Source organism: Ralstonia sp. PBBBR1, from assembly GCF_002256165.1.
Taxonomy (GTDB): domain Bacteria; phylum Pseudomonadota; class Gammaproteobacteria; order Burkholderiales; family Burkholderiaceae; genus Ralstonia; species Ralstonia thomasii.
In genome coordinates this window covers 135,928-152,156 of the sequence record NZ_NKIL01000004.1, presented here as the reverse complement: position 1 = coordinate 152,156, position 16,229 = coordinate 135,928, and the positions used below count along the sequence as shown (strand labels likewise).

The following is a 16,229-nucleotide window of genomic DNA, read 5'->3' as shown; positions in this document are numbered from 1 at the left end:
GGAGCACTGGTTGCTGTCAGGGTGCCGCTCGACGGCGCACTTACTGGTGTGGATTAACGGTTCAACTTACGGATACGTTCCGACGGCGTGATGATGTCGGTCAGGCGGATACCGAACTTCTCGTTGACCACCACCACTTCACCTTGGGCGATCAGGTAGCCGTTGACAAGGACATCCATCGGCTCCCCGGCCAGCGCGTCGAGTTCCACCACCGAACCTTGTGCAAGCTGCAGCAGGTTCTTGATGGGCACCTTGGTGCGGCCCAGCTCCACCGTCAACTGCACGGGGATGTCCAGGATCATGTCGATGTCGTTGCGCTGGGCGCCGCCCAGGCCGTCGGCCGTCAGGGGCTTGAACACCGGGCTGGATTCGGCGGCAGCGGGCGCGGCAGCCGGCGGGTTGGCCGCGGCACGCTGCGCGGCTTCCAGGGCCATGGCCTCTTCCATCGTCATTTCGACATCGATGTCGTCGGCGTTGGCTTCGGGGTTCATGGTCGGTTCAGTTGTCATCGTCAGACTCCGTGGCAGACTCGCTGCCGCTCATATTCAGCATGCGGTTGACCCGCAGCGCGTATTGGCCGTTGAACGTGCCGTAGTTGCATTCCATGACGGGCACGCCATCTACCTTGGCGGTCACGCTGTCATCCAGCTCCAGCGGAATGACGTCGCCCACCTTCATGTTCAGGATGTCGGATACCTGCACCTTGGCCGTGGCGAGGTCGGCAATCAGCTCCACCTCGGCGGTCTGCACCTGTTGTGACAGCAGCCGCAGCCAGCGTTTGTCCACTTCCAGCGCTTCGCCCTGGATGGCGGAAGTGAGCCGGTCGCGGATCGGCTCGATCATGGTGTAGGGCATGCAGATGTGCACGTCGCCGCCGTTGCTGCCCAGTTCGATGCTGAAGCTGGTGGTGATCACCACTTCATTGGGCGTAGCCACGTTGGCGAACTCGGTGTGCATTTCCATGCGCAGGAATTCGAAATCGATCGGGTAGACCGGCTGCCACGCCTTGGCGTAATGCTCGAACACGAGATGCAGCATGCGCTGGATGATGCGCTGCTCCACGTCGGTAAAGTCGCGCCCTTCCACCCGCATGTGGAAGCGCCCGTCGCCGCCGAACAGGTTGTCGACCACCAGGAAGATGAGGTTGGGGTCGAACACGAACAGCGCCGTGCCGCGCAGCGGCTTGACGTGCACGAGGTTGAGCGAGGTCGGCACCACCAGGTTGCGGATGAACTCGCTGTACTTCTGCACCTTTACCGGCCCGACGGAGATCTCCGCGTTGCGCCGCATGAAGTTGAACAGGCCGATGCGCCAGTTGCGCGCAAACCGCTCGTTGATGATTTCCAGCGTGGGCATGCGCCCACGGACGATGCGCTCCTGCGAGCCCAGGTTGTACGAGCGTATGCCCGAGGGGTCGGCGGCTTCGACGGGGTCGTCGTCCGCGTCATCGGACACGCCCTTGAGGAGCGCGTCGATTTCCTCCTGGGAAAGAAACTCTTCCTTGAGCATGTCACTGGATCACAAAGTTGGTGAACAAGACATCTGCCACCGGCGATTCCTTGCCGACAGCCTTGAAGACGTGTTCGCACAGTTCAACGATTTCCTTGGCCAGCTTGACCTTGCCGTCCGCCGGATACAGCTCGGTGGGCGTCTTGCTGGCCAGCAGCATCAGGACCTTGCTGCGCAGTTCGGGCGTGTAGGTCTTGATCTCTTCTTCGGCATGCTTATCGAAGCTCTTGAACGTGATGCCGATCTGCAGGTAACGGTCGTTGCCCTCTTCGGGCTGCAGGTTGACGGTCAGGGTTTCCATGACCACGAACACCGGCTCTTTCGGCTTGGGCGGTGCGGCGGGGCCGGATGCGGCGTGATTGCCGCCTCCAAGGAAGAACCAGGCGGCGCCGCCGCCCATGCCGACGAGCAAAAGCACGATCAGGATGATCAGCAGCAGCTTGGTGGAACCGCCCTTTGCTGGGGCGGGCGCGGTAGTGGCGGCAGCGGCTTCGGCCATGGGGATCACTCGGGGACTAAAGGGGGGGTGGGCTTTCCCGGCTCGCGTCGCGCAAGACAACGTAAAACAACGCAAAGCACAGAGTCGGGTTCTCGGATGGCATTCTTCCCCACCTCTGTCCAGCTCATTCCAGGAAGAAACGTGGTCAATCCGGCTTATCTCGGGCGTTTGCGATGCGCAGGGTGGGGCGGTACGCGCACGATAAGTGATTTTTGATCCACCTACATAGTCCCGATGCACCGCATTAGGCGCCTTACCAGTCGCCTGGCGGGCGGGTTCCGCTGCAAAAGTGGCGTTGGCCCGAAAGAATTGCCCGCGCTTGCCGTTGTAATGAAAGAACGCGCCGGCATGTTCCGGCCTTGCATACCTGCGTTGCCTTGCCGGAAGCCGCCTTGAATTCCTTGCCCTTTTCCACCCGTATTGACCTTGCGCTAGTCGATGCCGATGGCTTGTCGGCCGACTGTCCTGCACGCGGCGCACTGCCGAGCTTCTGCCCGAAGCTGGACCTGCTGTCGATGGTCAATGCGCTGACGGAGGGCATCCTCGTGTGCGGGGCGGATCGCCGCGTCACCTATGCCAACCCGAGCGCCGCACGGCTGCTGGGTTTGCCGGTGGATGCGCTGGTGGGGCGCCTGCTGCCCACGGTGGTCACCTCTGCCGTGGACGAATTCGACGCCTCCATCCACGAGGCGGACTGGCCCGATCAGGACGTGATCGCCGAGGGCCAGCCGCAGTTGAACCAGATTTTCGGAATGCACTGCGTGGATGGCCGCACGGTGTGGGTTTCCAGCAACTGGACGCCACTGTTTGCCGATGGCGGCCATTCCATGACGGCCTCGGCGCGCGCCTCGGAAGCCGGCGCCACGCCCTATTCGGTGCTGGTGTCGCTGGTCGACATCACGCAGATCCGCGAAGCACAGCAGCGCATCCGGCATCTGGCCACGCACGATACGCTCACGGGCCTGCTGAACCGCTCCGCGCTGGAAGACCGGCTGGAGCACGCGCTGGCGCTTGCGCGCCGCAACCAGTCGCGCGTCTCGGTCATGTTTCTCGATCTGGACCGTTTCAAGAACGTCAACGACACGCTGGGCCACCAGTTTGGCGACATGCTGCTACGCGAAGTGGCGGCCCGCCTGCAGGCCTGCGCGCGCGAAGCCGACACCGTTGCGCGCCTGGGCGGCGATGAATTTGTCGTCATGCTCGAAGCGCTCGATGGCCTGGGCACGCGGCGCGTGGCCGAGCGCATCCTCTCGGCCATCAGCGCGCCCTTCCATATCGAGGGGCAGGAGCTGTATCTGGGCGTGTCGATCGGCATTGCCGTGGCACCCCACGACGGCGACGATCCGAACACGCTCCTGCGCAAGGCCGATGCCGCCATGTACCTGGCCAAGGAACGCGGGCGCAACAACTTCCAGACCTTTACCAGCGACCTTGACGACCGCGTCTCGCGCCGCTTCCGCATTGAATCGGGCCTGCGCCGCGCGAGCGACCGCAACGAGTTCTACGCCGACTACCAGCCGCGCGTGGACGTCAGGAGCGGCCGCATTGTCGGGGTGGAAGCGCTCATCCGCTGGAACTCGGCCGATTTCGGCCACATGATGCCCGGCCAGTTCATTCAGGACGCCGAAGAAACCGGTCTCATTGTCGAGATCGACCGCTGGATTCTGCGCGCCGCCTGCGACCAGCTTGCACGCTGGCGCCGCATCGGGCTGCCGGACTTGCGCATGTCGATCAACCTCTCGGGCCAGGCATTCAGCTCCGGGCAGTTGAGCGGGATGGTGCGTGGCGCGCTGTCGACCAGTGGCTTGCCCGGCAACGCGGTGGAACTGGAGATGACCGAAGGCATTCTGATTCGCGACGATCCGTCATTGCATGCCCTGCTGACCGAGCTGCGCGCCATGGGCGTATCGCTGGCGCTGGACGATTTCGGTACCGGATACTCATCGCTGTCGTATCTGCACCGCTTCCCGATCGATACGTTGAAGATCGACCGTTCGTTCGTGCAAGACCTGCCGCACGTGGTCGAGCGCGCGGCCATCACGCGGGCCATCATCATGATGGCGCAAGCCATGGGCATGAAGACCGTGGCCGAAGGCGTGGAAACCATCGGCCAGCTTGAATTCCTGCGCGAAGTCGGCTGCGACGAGTTTCAGGGCTATTTGCTCACGCGGCCGCTGGAACCGGCAGCGGTACAGGATCTCGTGCGCGAGAACGCCCGCCGTTACGGCGAGCGTGTCCCGCGGTTCTCATAGCGCGCTCAGATCTGCAAGCTGTTGCTGACCACGTACATGGTGAGCTCGGCATTGTTGCGCAGCTTCATCTTCGAGAGCACGCGCCCCCGATACACGCTGACCGTTTTGACGCTGATCTGCAGCGCCTCGGCAATCTCGCCCAGCGTGCGGCCGGAGCCGAGCATGCGCAGCGTCTGGAATTCGCGGTCAGAGAGGATGTCGTGGCGGGGCTTGTCCCAGTCGACATTCAGGTTGTCGGCCAGGACTTCCACGAGGTCCGAAGGCAGGTATTTCTTGCCTTTCGAGATGGCGTTGATGGCTGCCAGCAGTTGCGGCTGGCTGGCGTCCATCGGCAGGTAGCCGGCGGCGCCCGCCTTGAGCGCCCGTACGGCAAGCAGCGCTTCCGGGTGGCGGCCCAGCGCCAGCACGGCCAAACGCGCATGCTGCTGGCGCACGGTCTTGATGGTCTGGAATTCGTCTCCGGTGGCCGATTCCACCGAGAACAGCATGACGTCCCACTCGCGCTGTGCGAGCAGGTCGTTATTGGCATCGCGCAGGTCCGGCACGGCCTCGATCTGCCGGGCCAGGCGCGAATCCTTGAGGATCTGGCGCAGGCCGACACGGGCAATATCGTGCGGTTCGACGATCAGGACATTGAGCATGGTGGGTGTTGCGGGTCAAACGCGGGCTCGCATCGAGCTCTTCTTTCCGCCGGCAGGCCTTGGGCCGTCTGGCGGGCTTGCAACTCCCCATCTGTGCTGTGTGTGGCGCTCTATATAGAGAGATGCAGGCGCCTATGAACTGGTCGAACGAGTATAGCCGAGGGCCCGAAGGCCAAGAAGCAGGCGCACCGCCTCTTTTGGAGGGGTGCCGAAAGTCAGGCGCCCGCAAGCCCAAACCGCCGCCGACGCACAAATTTGTCAAGGCGACCCTAAACTTTCCTCCGAGGCCACCGATAACCTGAGTACAACGCAGACCTGATCCCCTTCAAGTTGCAGGTCACGTTGCCCGGCCTAGCCGGAATCAGCAAACACGGGCAACAAACCATCGGGAAACTTAGGAGCCGTCATGTCCCTCAGCCTTAATACCAATATCTCGTCCCTGCAAACGCAGCAAGCACTGTCGGCATCGAAGGATGCGCTGCAGACCTCGCTGGAACGTCTGTCGACCGGCCTGCGCGTGAACAGCGCGAAGGATGACGCCGCCGCCTACGCTGTGGCCTCCAGCCTGACCACCACGCTGAACTCGCAGACGCAAGGTATCCAGAACTCCAACCAGGCGATGTCGTATCTGCAAACGGCCGACTCGTACCTGGGCCAGGTTGAAAACAACCTGCAACGTATGCGCCAACTGGCCGTGGAAGCCAACAACGGCGGTCTGTCGACCACCGACCAGGCCAACCTGGACAAGGAATACCAAAAGCTGGCCACCGCCAACAAGAACATCGAGACCAACGCGAACTACAACGGCAACAAGCTGTTCGACGGTTCGGTTACGGCCACGACGTTCCAGTACGGCCAGAACGCCGCGACCGATGTGACCTCGGTCTCCAACGCCAACCTGTCGACCTTCGGTACGCTGAGCGGCACGAGCGTGACCTCGACTGCCAACGCGACCGCCGCACAGGCGGCCATCGACACCGATCTGACCAACCTGAAGGCGGCTCGCGCCAACCTGGGTGCTCAGCAAAGTGGTCTGAACTCGACGATCAACACGCTGACGTCGAACAACACCGCGCTGTCGGCTGCCAAGTCGTCCTTGATCGATACGGACTATGCGTCGGAAACCTCGAACATGACCCGTCAGAACATCCTGCAGCAAGCGGGTACGGCGATGCTGGCGCAAGCCAACTCGGCACCGAACAGCATCCTGAGCCTGCTGAAGGGCTAATCAGTAAGCTGGATGCCACCCAGCCGTCTTGCGGCTGGGCCAAGGGCCGGCGCTCCTCGGGGGCGTCGGCCTTTTTCCTTTTGTCGGATACCCCTCTTCTGCGTGGGTGGCGCCTGCATAACCTGCCCTAAAGAAGCTGCGGCCCGTGCCGTTGTGTAGAGAGACTTCCGTCGGCGCAGACGCTTATCAGACCCGATCATGGCGACTACCACTACCACCTCCTCAACCAGCAGCTACGTGCCGCCGATCTCGATTCCCGGTATTGGGACGAGCATCGATGTCAATTCGCTGGTGTCCAGCCTCATGAAGGTGGAAAGCCTGCCGCTGACGCAGCTGCAGACCCAGCAAAGCTCGTATCAGACGCAGCTGTCGGCTGTGGGCTCGCTCAAGAGTGCGCTGTCGACCTTCCAGACCACGCTGTCGAATCTGAGCAGCGCGTCAAACTACAGCGCCATGAAGGCCAGCGGATACGACACCTCGATGCTGAGTGCGTCGGTGACAGGCTCGGCGCCGGCAGGTTCCTACGCGGTCAATGTCACGCAGCTTGCGCAATCGCAGGTGCTGGCGGCGCAGGGGCAAGCTTCCACCACCACCGCCATCGGCAGCGGCGCATCGACCACGATTTCGTTCTCGTTCGGCACGGTGTCGGGTGGCTCGCTTTCCGGCGGTAAGTACACCGGTTCGACGTTCACGCAAAACGGCAACTTGGCGGGGGGCTCGATCACGATCAACTCGTCCAACAACACGCTGGCGGGCATCCGTGATGCCATCAACTCGGCCAACCTGGGTGTCTCGGCCAGCATCGTGAACGACGGCAGCGGCAACCCGTACCGTCTGGTGCTGACGTCCACTGCGGGCGGCTCAAGCTCGGAGATGAAGATTTCGGTGTCGGGCGACTCGACGCTGCAATCGCTGCTCTCGCAGGATCCGGCCGGCACGCAGAACATGACCGAGGTGACCACGGGCCAGAATGCCCTGGCCACCATCAACGGCATTGCCGTGCAAAGCCCGACCAACACGTTGTCAAACGTGGTGGATGGCACGTCGTTCACGCTGTCCAAGACGGGCAGCACCAACGTGACGGTGGCCAACGACCCGACCGCCACCACCACCGCCGTCACCAACTTCGTGAACGGCTACAACGCGCTGCGCACGCAACTGAATTCGCTCACCAACATCGACACCGCCAACAGTGCCAACAATGGCCCGCTGGCCGGCGATGTGAGTACCAAGACGCTGATCAACCAGATTACCGACGTGCTGGGGCAGGCAGTCGGCAACGGCAACTACCAGTCGCTGGGCAGCGTGGGCGTGACGATGAATTCCGACGGCACCCTGTCGGTCGACAACACCAAGCTGTCGGCGGCCATTGCAAAGTCGCCCAGCCAGGTTACCGGTTTGTTTGCCGGTACCGGCACGGCCACCGATTCGCTGGTCAGCGTGCCGACGTTCTCGGATTCCACACAGGCCGGCAGCTACGCCGTCAACGTGACGCAGTTGGCCACGCAGGGCACGCTCACGGGTTCGGCCGCCGCAAACACGACCATTACGGCGGGCGTGAACGACACGCTCGCGTTCAGCATCAGCGGCATGTCAGTCAACGTGACGTTGGCGGCCGGCAGCTACACCGCGACGACCCTGGCCGCGCAGATTCAAAGCCAGATCAACGCATCGGCCACGCTACAGAACGCCAAGGTCAACGCATCGGTGTCGGCCAATGCCAGCGGCGTGCTGAGCATTACCGATAGCCAGTTTGGCTCTGTGTCGGTGGTGTCGGTATCAGGCGCGGGGGCTTCGTCGCTCTTCGGCGCGAGCCCGACGGCCGCCAATGGTGTGGATGTGCAGGGCACCATCAACGGTGCGGCAGCGACCGGCTCGGGCCAGAACCTGTATGGGATTGCCGGTTCCGCCACCGACGGCTTGACCGTGCAAGTGGCCGGCGGCCCGCTGGGCGCCCGTGGCACGGTCACGGTGCAGCGCGGTTACGCCGCGCAGCTCAACACGGTGATGACCAACCTGCTGTCGTCCAGCGGCATGGTGCAGAACGAGACCGATTCGATCAACAGTTCGCTGACCTCGCTTGCCAGCCAGATCACCGCCATGCAGACGCGCCTGGATAACAAGCAGGCGCTGTACTACACGCAGTTCAACGCGCTGTCGGCCGCGGTGGCAAGCATGACGAACACCAGCAACTACCTGACGACGCAGCTCGCGGCCATTACAAAGCAAACTTCGAGCAGCAACTAAGCCGGGCTCAGGTTTAGAGCACAACCCATAACAAAACAGACACCAGCGAGGACCTTTTCCATGTACGCAGCACGCCGTGCCATCGGTGCCTATGCGCAAGTCGGCATCGAGACGTCCGTGGTAGACGCCAATCCGCATCGCCTGATCGCCATGTTGTTTGAAGGCGCGCGGGCCGCCATCAACCTGGCCAGTGCCGCCATGCAGCGCGGCGACGTGCTGGCCAAGGTGCGGGCGATCGACAAAGCCATCTCGATCATCGGCCAGGGGCTGCAGGCCAGCCTGGATCACCAGCGCGGCGGCGAGATTGCCGTGCAACTGAACAATCTGTACGACTACATGCTGCGCCGCCTGCTGTTGGCGAACGCCAACAACGATCTGACGATCCTCGCCGAGGTGGATGCTTTGCTGGTCCCGCTGCAGGATGCGTGGCTCGCCATCGGCCAGGCCGGCCAACCGGCTGCCGCTGCGGCAAACAGCCACCTGAGCGTTGTGAGCTGATGGCCCGCTGTTTGTAGTAAAGCGACCTTTGACTGAATTCGGCCCAACTGGAGCCAATATGCACCGCAACATCCCGATCAAGGACAGCGAAAGTCTGTTCGCCTGCTACGAAGCCATCGCACGCCTGACCGCTGAAATGGTCAGCGCGGCCGAAGTGGGTAACTGGGAAGTCGTCAGTACGCTGGAGCGCGAGAGCGCCACCTATGTGGATGCGCTGCGCCGTTCCGAGCCGCATCCGCAGCTCTCGCGTGCAGACGTGGAGCGCAAGCGCACGCTGCTCGTGCGCATTCTGGAAGATGACGCCCGCGTGCGCGCCATGGTGTATCCGCGCCTGGACCGCCTGCAAAAGCGCATCGACACGGCACGCCGCGCCACCACCGCAAGCAATGCTTACGGCAGCATGGCGCGTTATTGAGACGACGCGTCCTGCAGTTGTTTTGACAGCGTCAGGTAGTGCTCGGACTTGCGTGCGAGCGCGTGGCTCTGCATCTGGTACACGATCGCCAGTTGCTGGGCAGCGAGGAAGCTGCCCCGGCCGATGACGCTGCCGTCCATCTCCGGCTGATCGCCGATCTCAAGGCAGCGGTTGAAGACCTGTTCTGCCAGCGGTAGCCACCGGGCGCCTGCCTCATCAGGCTGCTTGGCAGCCGCATCCAGCAACACCAATCCCAGCGCAAAGCACAGATCAGGAAAGTCCGGCCACGTCTGGATGCCGACATCGCCTTGCGCCAGCGCTTCTTCAACGCGATCGGCCTTGCCCAGGCTATACACATATCGCAGCGCCAGGTTGCGGCGGTACGGCGCATCAGGAGGTGCCAGGCTGAAGGCGCGTGCGTAGTAGGTCACGGCCTTTGTGTAGTCTTCGTGATGCAGCTCGGTTTCCTTGCCGAGCTGATACAGCACGTACGGGTCGTCTGGCCGATGGGCGAGTTCATCGAGCAGCAGTTGCGTGTTGCGCTCGCCTTTCTTCTGCATCTTGGCGGCGGTGTAGCCATCGTGGCGGACTACGATCGGCACGCGCGCCGCAGGCAATGAAGACACCGGCTGCTCGTGAATGCGCCCCGTGTAGTGCACGCCACGCGGCAGCAGGCGGGGAATCCACGCAATCAGCTGGCTGGCGGATTCGGTCGCGTCGGTATCGTTCTTGACGCACACCACGCCAACGGACGGTGCTGCACCGCTGAGCGTGCGCAGATGCTCACCGCCGCTTTCCAGCCATTCGTCAGCGTCGAGGATGAGGTTCCAGTCGGCATTGGCTGCCTGCAGCGCGGTGTTGCGCGCGGCCGAGAAGTCGTTCGTCCAGGCCATGTGGCTGACAAGGGCGCCGCACGACTGGGCAATGGCCACGGTGTCGTCGATGGAGCCTGTGTCGAGCACCACCATGCGATCGACAAACGGTTTGGCACTGAGCAGGCAACGCGCAATGCTGGCGGCTTCATTGCGGGCGATGACAACCAGCGCCAGATCGGCGCAAGCGGAGGGTGCGCTCATTCGCGGTCGTCCACTGTGGCCAGAGCGTCGAGCAGCTTGCGCAGCACGTCGCGCGTGGCGCCAATTTCGTCCAATTCCAGCGGAATCTTGCAGGCGAGGGCTTCGGGCACCTTGGCAGCGCGCTCGCGCAGTGCGCGGCCGGCATTGGTCAACTCGATGACGACGCGGCGCTGGTCATCCGGATCGCGCGTACGAGTGACGAGGCCCTGTTCTTCGAGTCGCTTGAGCAGCGGCGTAAGCGTGCCCGTATCGAGGTACAGCGTGCGACCGAGGTCGCCAACTGCGCATGGCGCCTGCTGCCAGCACGCCAGCATCACGAGGTACTGGGGATAGGTCAGGCCCAGCTCATCGAGCAGCGGGCGGTAGAGGCGCGTCAGCAAGTGGCCGGCGGCATACAAAGGAAAGCAAAGCTGCTGATCGAGCGCCAGCACGTCGTTCACGGAAAACTCCCGGGGGGAACGGCCTGGCGCTCGAGCGGCGAGTGCCGCATCGGCCCAACAGGGCGGAGCAAGAGGCTCAGCGCGTGACCGTGTTCAATTGGACGTCAATATTGCCACGGACGGCATGCGAATAGGGACATACGCCATGTGCCGCAGCCACAAGCGCTTCAGCGGTCGCCTGATCGACGCCGCCCAGGGTGGCCGCCAGCGACACCGTCAATGCAAAGCCGCCATCTTCGCGCGGGCCAATGCCCACCGTGGCCGTGACCGACGTCGACGCCAGCTTGATCTGCTTGCCACGTGCTACATGCAGCACAGCGTTTTCAAAGCAGGCGGCATAACCGGCGGCAAACAGTTGCTCGGGGTTCGTAGCTGCACCGCCTGCGCCGCCGAGTTCGCGCGGTAGCGAAAGGGGCAGATCCAGCGTGCCATCGGTACTGCGAACATGGCCGGCACGGCCGCCTTCAGCAGTGACCTGGGTCTGGTAGAGCGTCTTCATGGTCGGGTCCTCTTGCGTGGGAAACCCGGTCGGCGACATGTCGGCCGGGAGATCGATCAAAAATCGATGGCACAATTATATTGAACGCAATATAAATAACAAGAGCGACCACAAGCCCTTCTCCATAGTGTGGAAAAGGGCCGGGCAGGGTGATCTCAGATCGACATGCTCATGATGCTTTGGTACGCCGAGACCAGCTTGTTGCGCACCTGTACGGCAGTCTGCATGTCGATGTTGGCCTTCTGCAGCGAGAGCATGACGTCGTGCAGGTCGACGTCGTTGCTGCCCATCTCAAAGCTGCGCGAAACGGCTTCGGCCTTCTGCTGCGAAGCGTCGACGCGGTCCAGCGATGACTTGAGCACCGAGCCGAAGTCGACACTCGGTTTACCGGCGTCGCCGCTGGCGGTGCTGCCACCAACGGCGCTTGACGGTGCCAGCACGCTGTTCATCAGCGAGACCACGGAATTGGCGTTGGAAAGATCCATGTGGGCGTGACCAGTGACTCAGGGAAATTTGGCGAGTGTTTCGAGTTCCGACACGAAGCGGACTTCGCGGCCGGCCGGCACCGCAATGTCCATCGGAATCGGCGTGACGACGATGGTGTGATGCGGAATGGCGGCATCGTCGTCGAGCACCAGAAACTCGGTGTCGGCAAAGCCGTGCGCGTGGTGCAAGACCTGAAGCGGTGCGCGGCGCAGGGTGGCGTACCTGGGCGGCTCGGGCTTGAACGGGTCGAGCTTGGTCACGTATTCGAACGCGGCGTTGACGCGGTACAGGTCATAGGGCGCGGCCAGGTCGCCTACCTCGCCGAGCGCCTTGATGCGGTTGGCGATGTAGTAGTTGTCGATCCAGCTGCCGCCTTCATGCGTGCGCAGGCGCAGCGCCACCTTCATACGCGCGAGCACGAACTGGTTGATGGCATTCAGCCATTCCTGCCGCTCGTTCGGGGCCAACGTGTGTGAGAACTTGCTCAACACGTATTCCAGGCCGCCGCGATACCGGTCCCATGCGTATTTCACTTCCTCGCTGCCTGCCTGGGCGCGGGTCTCGTCGTCAAAGTAGCGCGTAACCGAGCGATAAAACGGTGTCTTGCTGAAGTAGAGCGCGTACGACCCGAGCATTTCCGCGGCATGCGCGAATGCCCAGAACACATGTTCGGGCGCGGCGAAGTACAGCCGGTCGAGCACTTCGCGGCGCGCCAGGTAGATTTCCGGAAAGATGTGGTGTGACAGGATCAGCGCCAGCAGCTTGGCGTAATCGTGCTGCTCGATCAGGTAATTGTCGTCCTGGCGGTAGAAGGGCGTGATGTCCTGCCGGGTTGGCAAGTCGTGGATGAACCAGGGCGCGAAGATGACGCCCACGCCCGCATTGCGCTCGAAGATCTCGAGGTTCTTGTTGATCTCGTCGAGGATGGGCAGGTCGTCGTCGGCGTGGTAGAGCACGTATTTGCCCTGCGCGCTGCGGTAGAGCTGGTTCAGGTTTTCGGCCGAACCCAGGTTGGACGGGCGCCGGAAATACCGGATGTTCAGCCGGCCTTGATGGCGGGCCACGACCTGTTCGGTCGTGTCGCTTGAGCAGTTGTCGCCGATCAGGATCTCGTAGCTGAATCGTAGTCCATCAATCTGCGCGGCCAGTTCCCCGAGCAGGTTGTCCAGGTAGCGCGCCCGGTTGTAGGTCGGGATGCAGATGCTCAGCGTGACTGCATCGGTTTGGGGCGTCGTCTTCGCGGGTTCCATTTCAGCGGCCAATTTTTCGGATCAAGCGGTCGGTTCAAGCGCTCAGGCAACGCGCTTCAGGTAGCCGTCCGGTGCGACGGTAATGAGGAGTTTGTGGTGAATATCGGCGTCGATCACGAATTCCGGGTGGTCACGCAGGTAGGCGTGCACAGCGGTCTTCGGGTTGTTCCCGACGCCCCACGGACGATCGTTGAACATCGCTTGCGGCATGTCTTCGACAGCGGTGTCGAACACCACGCAGTAGCTGCCCACGCTGGTCAGCGGCGCGTAGGCTTCCAGTTCGGCAAGCACGTGGTCGTGGGTGTGGTTGGAGTCCAGCGCCACCAGCACGCGCTGCTTGCCCGCGGCGATGCGCTTGACCTGCTCGATGATGTCCGGGTCGATGCTGGAGCCCTGCAACATCTGGACGCGCCGCGCCATCGGGTGCGCCTCGATCGCTTCGCGGTTGTGCTGGCGGATGTCGATGTCGATGCCTAGGACCTTGCCTTCACCATGACCGCTCTGGGCCAGCAGCTCGAGCATCGAGGCATAGAAGATCAGCGAGCCGCCGCGCGCAATGCCGGTCTCGATAATCAGGTCCGGCTTGACCTCCCAGATCAGTTGCTGCATGGCCAGCACGTCTTGCGGGCACTGGATGATGGGCAAGCCCATCCAGGTGAAGTTGTAGTGGTACTTGTGCGCGGTCACTTCGCGCAGCCAGATGCGTGACAGCGATTGCAGGTCTTTGTCCTGCGCCAGGGATTGGATGTTCTGCTGGACTTCGCCTTGGAACTGTTCGATGTCATTCATGGGTGAATTGGCGCCAGTTGAGGGTTTGTGGGTTCAGGTACTGCTTGCTCGCCGGTCCGTGATTGGCAATGAGGTCCAGGCTGCTGACAAAGGGGGTGAACGCGCCGTGCAGTTGCCGGTAAGGCAGCATGGCGTAGTTCATGTATTCGACGGTGATGCCGTGCTGCTCGAATTCAGCATGCGCCAGATAGTTCTTGGCGCCATGCCCGGTAATGTATTTGCTGCCGTGCAGTTGCCGCACGATGGCCAGTACGCGATCGCTGTTGCGCCCGGGCACGGCCAGTTCCACGGAGTCGCGCAGCTTCGCACTGAGCGGGATGTCCAGATAGCTGCAGACCGCCTGCATCGACGCCAGCGCCAGCGCGCCCATGTTGGCGTAGTCGGCCTCGTACACCGTGCGCACGAGTACCAGCATGTCCTGTGCATAGGGCGCTTCTTCGTAGGCCTGCTCTAGTTTGCGCAAGTGCTGGCCGCGCCAGTCGGTGCTGGCGCAGGGGCGGACCTGATCGATGCGCTCACCCAGGTGGAACTTCTCCAGCGGAACGGTCAGCCAGCGTGATCCGGTGCGGTCCTTGATCTGCACCCGGTTTGTGAAGCTGCCTTTGGAGAACTGCACGTCCGCATAGTTGACGAAGACGTCCGCCAGCACGATCTGCTCAAGCATGCCGACCCAGGGGAACAACATGGGTTGTGAAATGACGATGTTCATGGGCTCAGCATGCGTTCCATCAGCACGACGTCATGCCAGCGCTGATCCTGCAGATAGTGCTCGGCCAACTGGCCGATCTGGCGGAAGCCGAGCTTCTGATACAGCTGGATCGCGCGTTCATTGTCAGCCAGCACTTCCAGCGTGATCTTGCGCAGGTTCAGCGTCTGGCGAGCGTACGAGAACAGCGCCGCGCAGGCGGCTCGCCCGTGTCCCTGTCCCTGATCGGCCGGTGCCAAGCAGATGCCCAGCGCAGCGTGCCGGTTGACCAGGTCGATCTTCGTCAACTGGAGGTAGCCCAGAACGCGGCCGCCGGCCTGCTCGGCAATGATGAAGAGCACCGCGTCGCTTTGCGTTGACCTGCCGACCAGCCAGTCGCGCACACTCGCCGCGGAGTTGGGCCTGGGGCGCGTCATCAACTGCAGTTGCGTGTGTACATCGTTACGCAGTGGCAGCAGATGCGGGATGTCGTCTTCGCGCCATGCGCGCAGGCATACATTGCCGGAAGCGATCATGGCTCGAACTGGAAGTAGCGGAAACGGTTGGGGAACGCGGCTTCCACGGTGTGTTTGACCTCATCGGCAATGACCGGATTGACCGCCAGATACACCAATTCGACTTCCGCCGGAATCTCGGTCAGCGCAATCACCGGCTTGCCCGCTAGGGATGAGCCTTGCAGATACGGGTTCTGGTCCACAAAGGCCCGCAGCGCGTGCGGGTGCTGCAGATTGCTGGCGGTGTAGGTGCCGTAGAAGCCCGCGCCGTAGATCACCGCAGGCGCGCCCTGGTGGCGCGTTTCAAAATCGCCCAGGTGGTTGGCCGCTTGCTGCCAGAAGCGCGCAAGGCGGTTGGCGGCGCCCACGGTGTCCGCCAGTTGCCGCGGATCAACGGCAGGCGCAGCATGGTCAGGGGCCGTGCGTACAGCGGTGACGACGAATGCGCCGCGATGGCTGCGTTCGTCAAGTTCGAGCAGCTCGAAACCGTGGCTGGCGAGCAGTACCTGCAGCGACGTGCGCGTGAAATGGTTCACGTGATCCGCCACCAGAAAATCAGCCGTATTGGTGAACGTGTTGGGCACGATGGCATACAGCCGGCCGCCCTCGCGCAGCAACCCGTGGATGGCACGCAGCGTGGTGCTCAGGTCTGGGATGTGCTCAAGCGAGAAGAACGAACTGACGACATCGAATGAACGTTGCCATGCCGGCGGGATGGTGTACGTGGCCCATTGCCCGGCGCTGAGGAATTTCTCCCAGAAGCCGACGTAGCGGTCGCTGATGTCGAACAGGTGGACCTTCACGTCCGGGCGCTGCTGTTTGAGCAGTCGCATGGTCGCGCTTTTTGCGCAGCCGAAGTCGACCACGCGGGCGCCCTCGTGTAGCCCCCCCAGCAGTTGCAGCTTTTTCTGGAAGAGCGCGACCTGGTGATCGGCACGGAAGATCTTCTGGCCATTCTCGACCGCGTAGATCTGGTCTTCTTCCTCGCTGTTCACGAGGATGTCGTATTCGGTGTCGTAGAAGCTGCCGTTGTCACACAGCTCGACGGTCTGGATGTGGCCGCACGCGGCGCAGCAGAACACCTCGAGCGTGCCATCCATGGCGCGGCGCAGTGATGACAGCGCGCTTTGCGGGGCACGGTAGATCGGCTCTGGCAGCGGTTGCTGGCAGACATTGCACGGCAGTGCACCTGTCGTCATG

At 62.6% G+C, this 16,229-nt stretch carries 18 protein-coding genes; 5 read left to right on the top strand and 13 right to left on the bottom strand.

All coding sequences use genetic code 11. From position 1 onward, the window contains the following. Window positions 1-53 precede the first annotated feature (53 nt). The 3 genes from fliN to fliL are packed head-to-tail and all read right to left on the bottom strand — an operon-like array spanning window position 54 to window position 2,008. A complete protein-coding gene (gene fliN, locus CFE42_RS06850; RefSeq protein WP_004631438.1) occupies window positions 54-509 on the bottom strand; it encodes a flagellar motor switch protein FliN in 456 nt (151 codons plus the stop codon). Further along, window positions 499-1,509: a flagellar motor switch protein FliM gene (fliM, locus tag CFE42_RS06845; protein WP_004631439.1), complete on the bottom strand. Its 1,011-nt coding sequence runs from the start codon at window positions 1,507-1,509 to the stop codon at window positions 499-501. Before fliM ends, fliN begins: the two co-directional genes overlap by 11 nt. 1 nt (window position 1,510) lies before the next feature. Beyond that, window positions 1,511-2,008, bottom strand: a complete 498-nt coding sequence (gene fliL / locus CFE42_RS06840; RefSeq protein WP_004631440.1) for a flagellar basal body-associated protein FliL — start codon at window positions 2,006-2,008, stop codon at window positions 1,511-1,513. Between the two features lie 515 nt (window positions 2,009-2,523). On the opposite strand from fliL, the gene CFE42_RS06835 reads away from it, so the two are divergent. Further along, window positions 2,524-4,260 (top strand): EAL domain-containing protein, encoded by a 1,737-nt coding sequence (locus tag CFE42_RS06835; RefSeq protein WP_004631441.1) that lies wholly within the window; start codon window positions 2,524-2,526, stop codon window positions 4,258-4,260. Window positions 4,261-4,265: 5 nt separating this feature from the next. Here the strand turns inward: CFE42_RS06835 and CFE42_RS06830 are convergent, their stop codons facing one another. Continuing rightward, on the bottom strand, window positions 4,266-4,901 hold the full coding sequence (locus tag CFE42_RS06830) for a response regulator transcription factor (RefSeq protein ID WP_004631442.1): 636 nt from the start codon (window positions 4,899-4,901) through the stop codon (window positions 4,266-4,268). 406 nt (window positions 4,902-5,307) lie between these two features. On the opposite strand from CFE42_RS06830, the gene CFE42_RS06825 reads away from it, so the two are divergent. From CFE42_RS06825 to CFE42_RS06810, 4 genes are all read left to right on the top strand, one after another. Beyond that, complete coding sequence (locus CFE42_RS06825; protein ID WP_004631443.1) at window positions 5,308-6,129, top strand: flagellin; 822 nt, start codon at window positions 5,308-5,310, stop codon at window positions 6,127-6,129. 198 nt (window positions 6,130-6,327) lie between these two features. Further along, a complete protein-coding gene (fliD, locus tag CFE42_RS06820) occupies window positions 6,328-8,376 on the top strand; it encodes a flagellar filament capping protein FliD (protein WP_052035685.1) in 2,049 nt (682 codons plus the stop codon). Window positions 8,377-8,436: 60 nt separating this feature from the next. After that, window positions 8,437-8,874 (top strand): flagellar export chaperone FliS, encoded by a 438-nt coding sequence (gene fliS, locus CFE42_RS06815; RefSeq protein WP_004631445.1) that lies wholly within the window; start codon window positions 8,437-8,439, stop codon window positions 8,872-8,874. Between the two features lie 58 nt (window positions 8,875-8,932). After that, the gene (locus CFE42_RS06810) at window positions 8,933-9,289 is read left to right on the top strand and encodes a flagellar protein FliT (protein WP_004631446.1); all 357 of its coding nucleotides are present in this window, start codon (window positions 8,933-8,935) and stop codon (window positions 9,287-9,289) included. Here the strand turns inward: CFE42_RS06810 and CFE42_RS06805 are convergent. The 9 genes from CFE42_RS06805 to CFE42_RS06765 form a co-directional block, all read right to left on the bottom strand. Next, window positions 9,283-10,365 (bottom strand): glycosyltransferase family 2 protein, encoded by a 1,083-nt coding sequence (locus tag CFE42_RS06805; protein ID WP_004631447.1) that lies wholly within the window; start codon window positions 10,363-10,365, stop codon window positions 9,283-9,285. The genes CFE42_RS06810 and CFE42_RS06805 overlap by 7 nt on opposite strands. Further along, the gene (locus tag CFE42_RS06800) at window positions 10,362-10,805 is read right to left on the bottom strand and encodes a MarR family winged helix-turn-helix transcriptional regulator (RefSeq protein WP_004631448.1); all 444 of its coding nucleotides are present in this window, start codon (window positions 10,803-10,805) and stop codon (window positions 10,362-10,364) included. Before CFE42_RS06800 ends, CFE42_RS06805 begins: the two co-directional genes overlap by 4 nt. Window positions 10,806-10,881: 76 nt before the next feature. Further along, window positions 10,882-11,304, bottom strand: a complete 423-nt coding sequence (locus CFE42_RS06795; protein ID WP_004631449.1) for an organic hydroperoxide resistance protein — start codon at window positions 11,302-11,304, stop codon at window positions 10,882-10,884. Window positions 11,305-11,459: 155 nt separating this feature from the next. Then, a complete protein-coding gene (gene fliE, locus CFE42_RS06790) occupies window positions 11,460-11,789 on the bottom strand; it encodes a flagellar hook-basal body complex protein FliE (protein ID WP_004631450.1) in 330 nt (109 codons plus the stop codon). A gap of 18 nt (window positions 11,790-11,807) precedes the next feature. Next, entirely contained in the window at window positions 11,808-13,040 is a 1,233-nt protein-coding gene (locus CFE42_RS06785; RefSeq protein ID WP_004631451.1) for a glycosyltransferase family A protein, read from the bottom strand. A gap of 42 nt (window positions 13,041-13,082) precedes the next feature. Continuing rightward, on the bottom strand, window positions 13,083-13,829 hold the full coding sequence (locus CFE42_RS06780) for a cephalosporin hydroxylase family protein (protein ID WP_004631452.1): 747 nt from the start codon (window positions 13,827-13,829) through the stop codon (window positions 13,083-13,085). Next, the gene (locus tag CFE42_RS06775; protein ID WP_004631453.1) at window positions 13,822-14,538 is read right to left on the bottom strand and encodes a WbqC family protein; all 717 of its coding nucleotides are present in this window, start codon (window positions 14,536-14,538) and stop codon (window positions 13,822-13,824) included. The genes CFE42_RS06780 and CFE42_RS06775 overlap by 8 nt, the downstream gene beginning before the upstream one ends. After that, window positions 14,535-15,050, bottom strand: a complete 516-nt coding sequence (locus CFE42_RS06770) for a GNAT family protein (RefSeq protein WP_004631454.1) — start codon at window positions 15,048-15,050, stop codon at window positions 14,535-14,537. Before CFE42_RS06770 ends, CFE42_RS06775 begins: the two co-directional genes overlap by 4 nt. Then, window positions 15,047-16,228, bottom strand: coding sequence for a class I SAM-dependent methyltransferase (locus CFE42_RS06765; RefSeq protein ID WP_004631455.1), 1,182 nt, complete (start codon window positions 16,226-16,228; stop codon window positions 15,047-15,049). The genes CFE42_RS06770 and CFE42_RS06765 overlap by 4 nt, the downstream gene beginning before the upstream one ends. Window position 16,229: the final 1 nt, after the last annotated feature.

Coding starts and splice junctions, on each gene's coding strand:
- fliN (WP_004631438.1), bottom strand. CDS start 509: ATGACAACTGAACCGACCATGAACCCCGAAGCCAACGCCGACGACATC.
- fliM (WP_004631439.1), bottom strand. CDS start 1,509: ATGCTCAAGGAAGAGTTTCTTTCCCAGGAGGAAATCGACGCGCTCCTC.
- fliL (WP_004631440.1), bottom strand. CDS start 2,008: ATGGCCGAAGCCGCTGCCGCCACTACCGCGCCCGCCCCAGCAAAGGGC.
- CFE42_RS06835 (WP_004631441.1), top strand. CDS start 2,524: ATGGTCAATGCGCTGACGGAGGGCATCCTCGTGTGCGGGGCGGATCGC.
- CFE42_RS06830 (WP_004631442.1), bottom strand. CDS start 4,901: ATGCTCAATGTCCTGATCGTCGAACCGCACGATATTGCCCGTGTCGGC.
- CFE42_RS06825 (WP_004631443.1), top strand. CDS start 5,308: ATGTCCCTCAGCCTTAATACCAATATCTCGTCCCTGCAAACGCAGCAA.
- fliD (WP_052035685.1), top strand. CDS start 6,328: ATGGCGACTACCACTACCACCTCCTCAACCAGCAGCTACGTGCCGCCG.
- fliS (WP_004631445.1), top strand. CDS start 8,437: ATGTACGCAGCACGCCGTGCCATCGGTGCCTATGCGCAAGTCGGCATC.
- CFE42_RS06810 (WP_004631446.1), top strand. CDS start 8,933: ATGCACCGCAACATCCCGATCAAGGACAGCGAAAGTCTGTTCGCCTGC.
- CFE42_RS06805 (WP_004631447.1), bottom strand. CDS start 10,365: ATGAGCGCACCCTCCGCTTGCGCCGATCTGGCGCTGGTTGTCATCGCC.
- CFE42_RS06795 (WP_004631449.1), bottom strand. CDS start 11,304: ATGAAGACGCTCTACCAGACCCAGGTCACTGCTGAAGGCGGCCGTGCC.
- fliE (WP_004631450.1), bottom strand. CDS start 11,789: ATGGATCTTTCCAACGCCAATTCCGTGGTCTCGCTGATGAACAGCGTG.
- CFE42_RS06785 (WP_004631451.1), bottom strand. CDS start 13,040: ATGGAACCCGCGAAGACGACGCCCCAAACCGATGCAGTCACGCTGAGC.
- CFE42_RS06780 (WP_004631452.1), bottom strand. CDS start 13,829: ATGAATGACATCGAACAGTTCCAAGGCGAAGTCCAGCAGAACATCCAA.
- CFE42_RS06775 (WP_004631453.1), bottom strand. CDS start 14,538: ATGAACATCGTCATTTCACAACCCATGTTGTTCCCCTGGGTCGGCATG.
- CFE42_RS06770 (WP_004631454.1), bottom strand. CDS start 15,050: ATGATCGCTTCCGGCAATGTATGCCTGCGCGCATGGCGCGAAGACGAC.
- CFE42_RS06765 (WP_004631455.1), bottom strand. CDS start 16,228: ATGACGACAGGTGCACTGCCGTGCAATGTCTGCCAGCAACCGCTGCCA.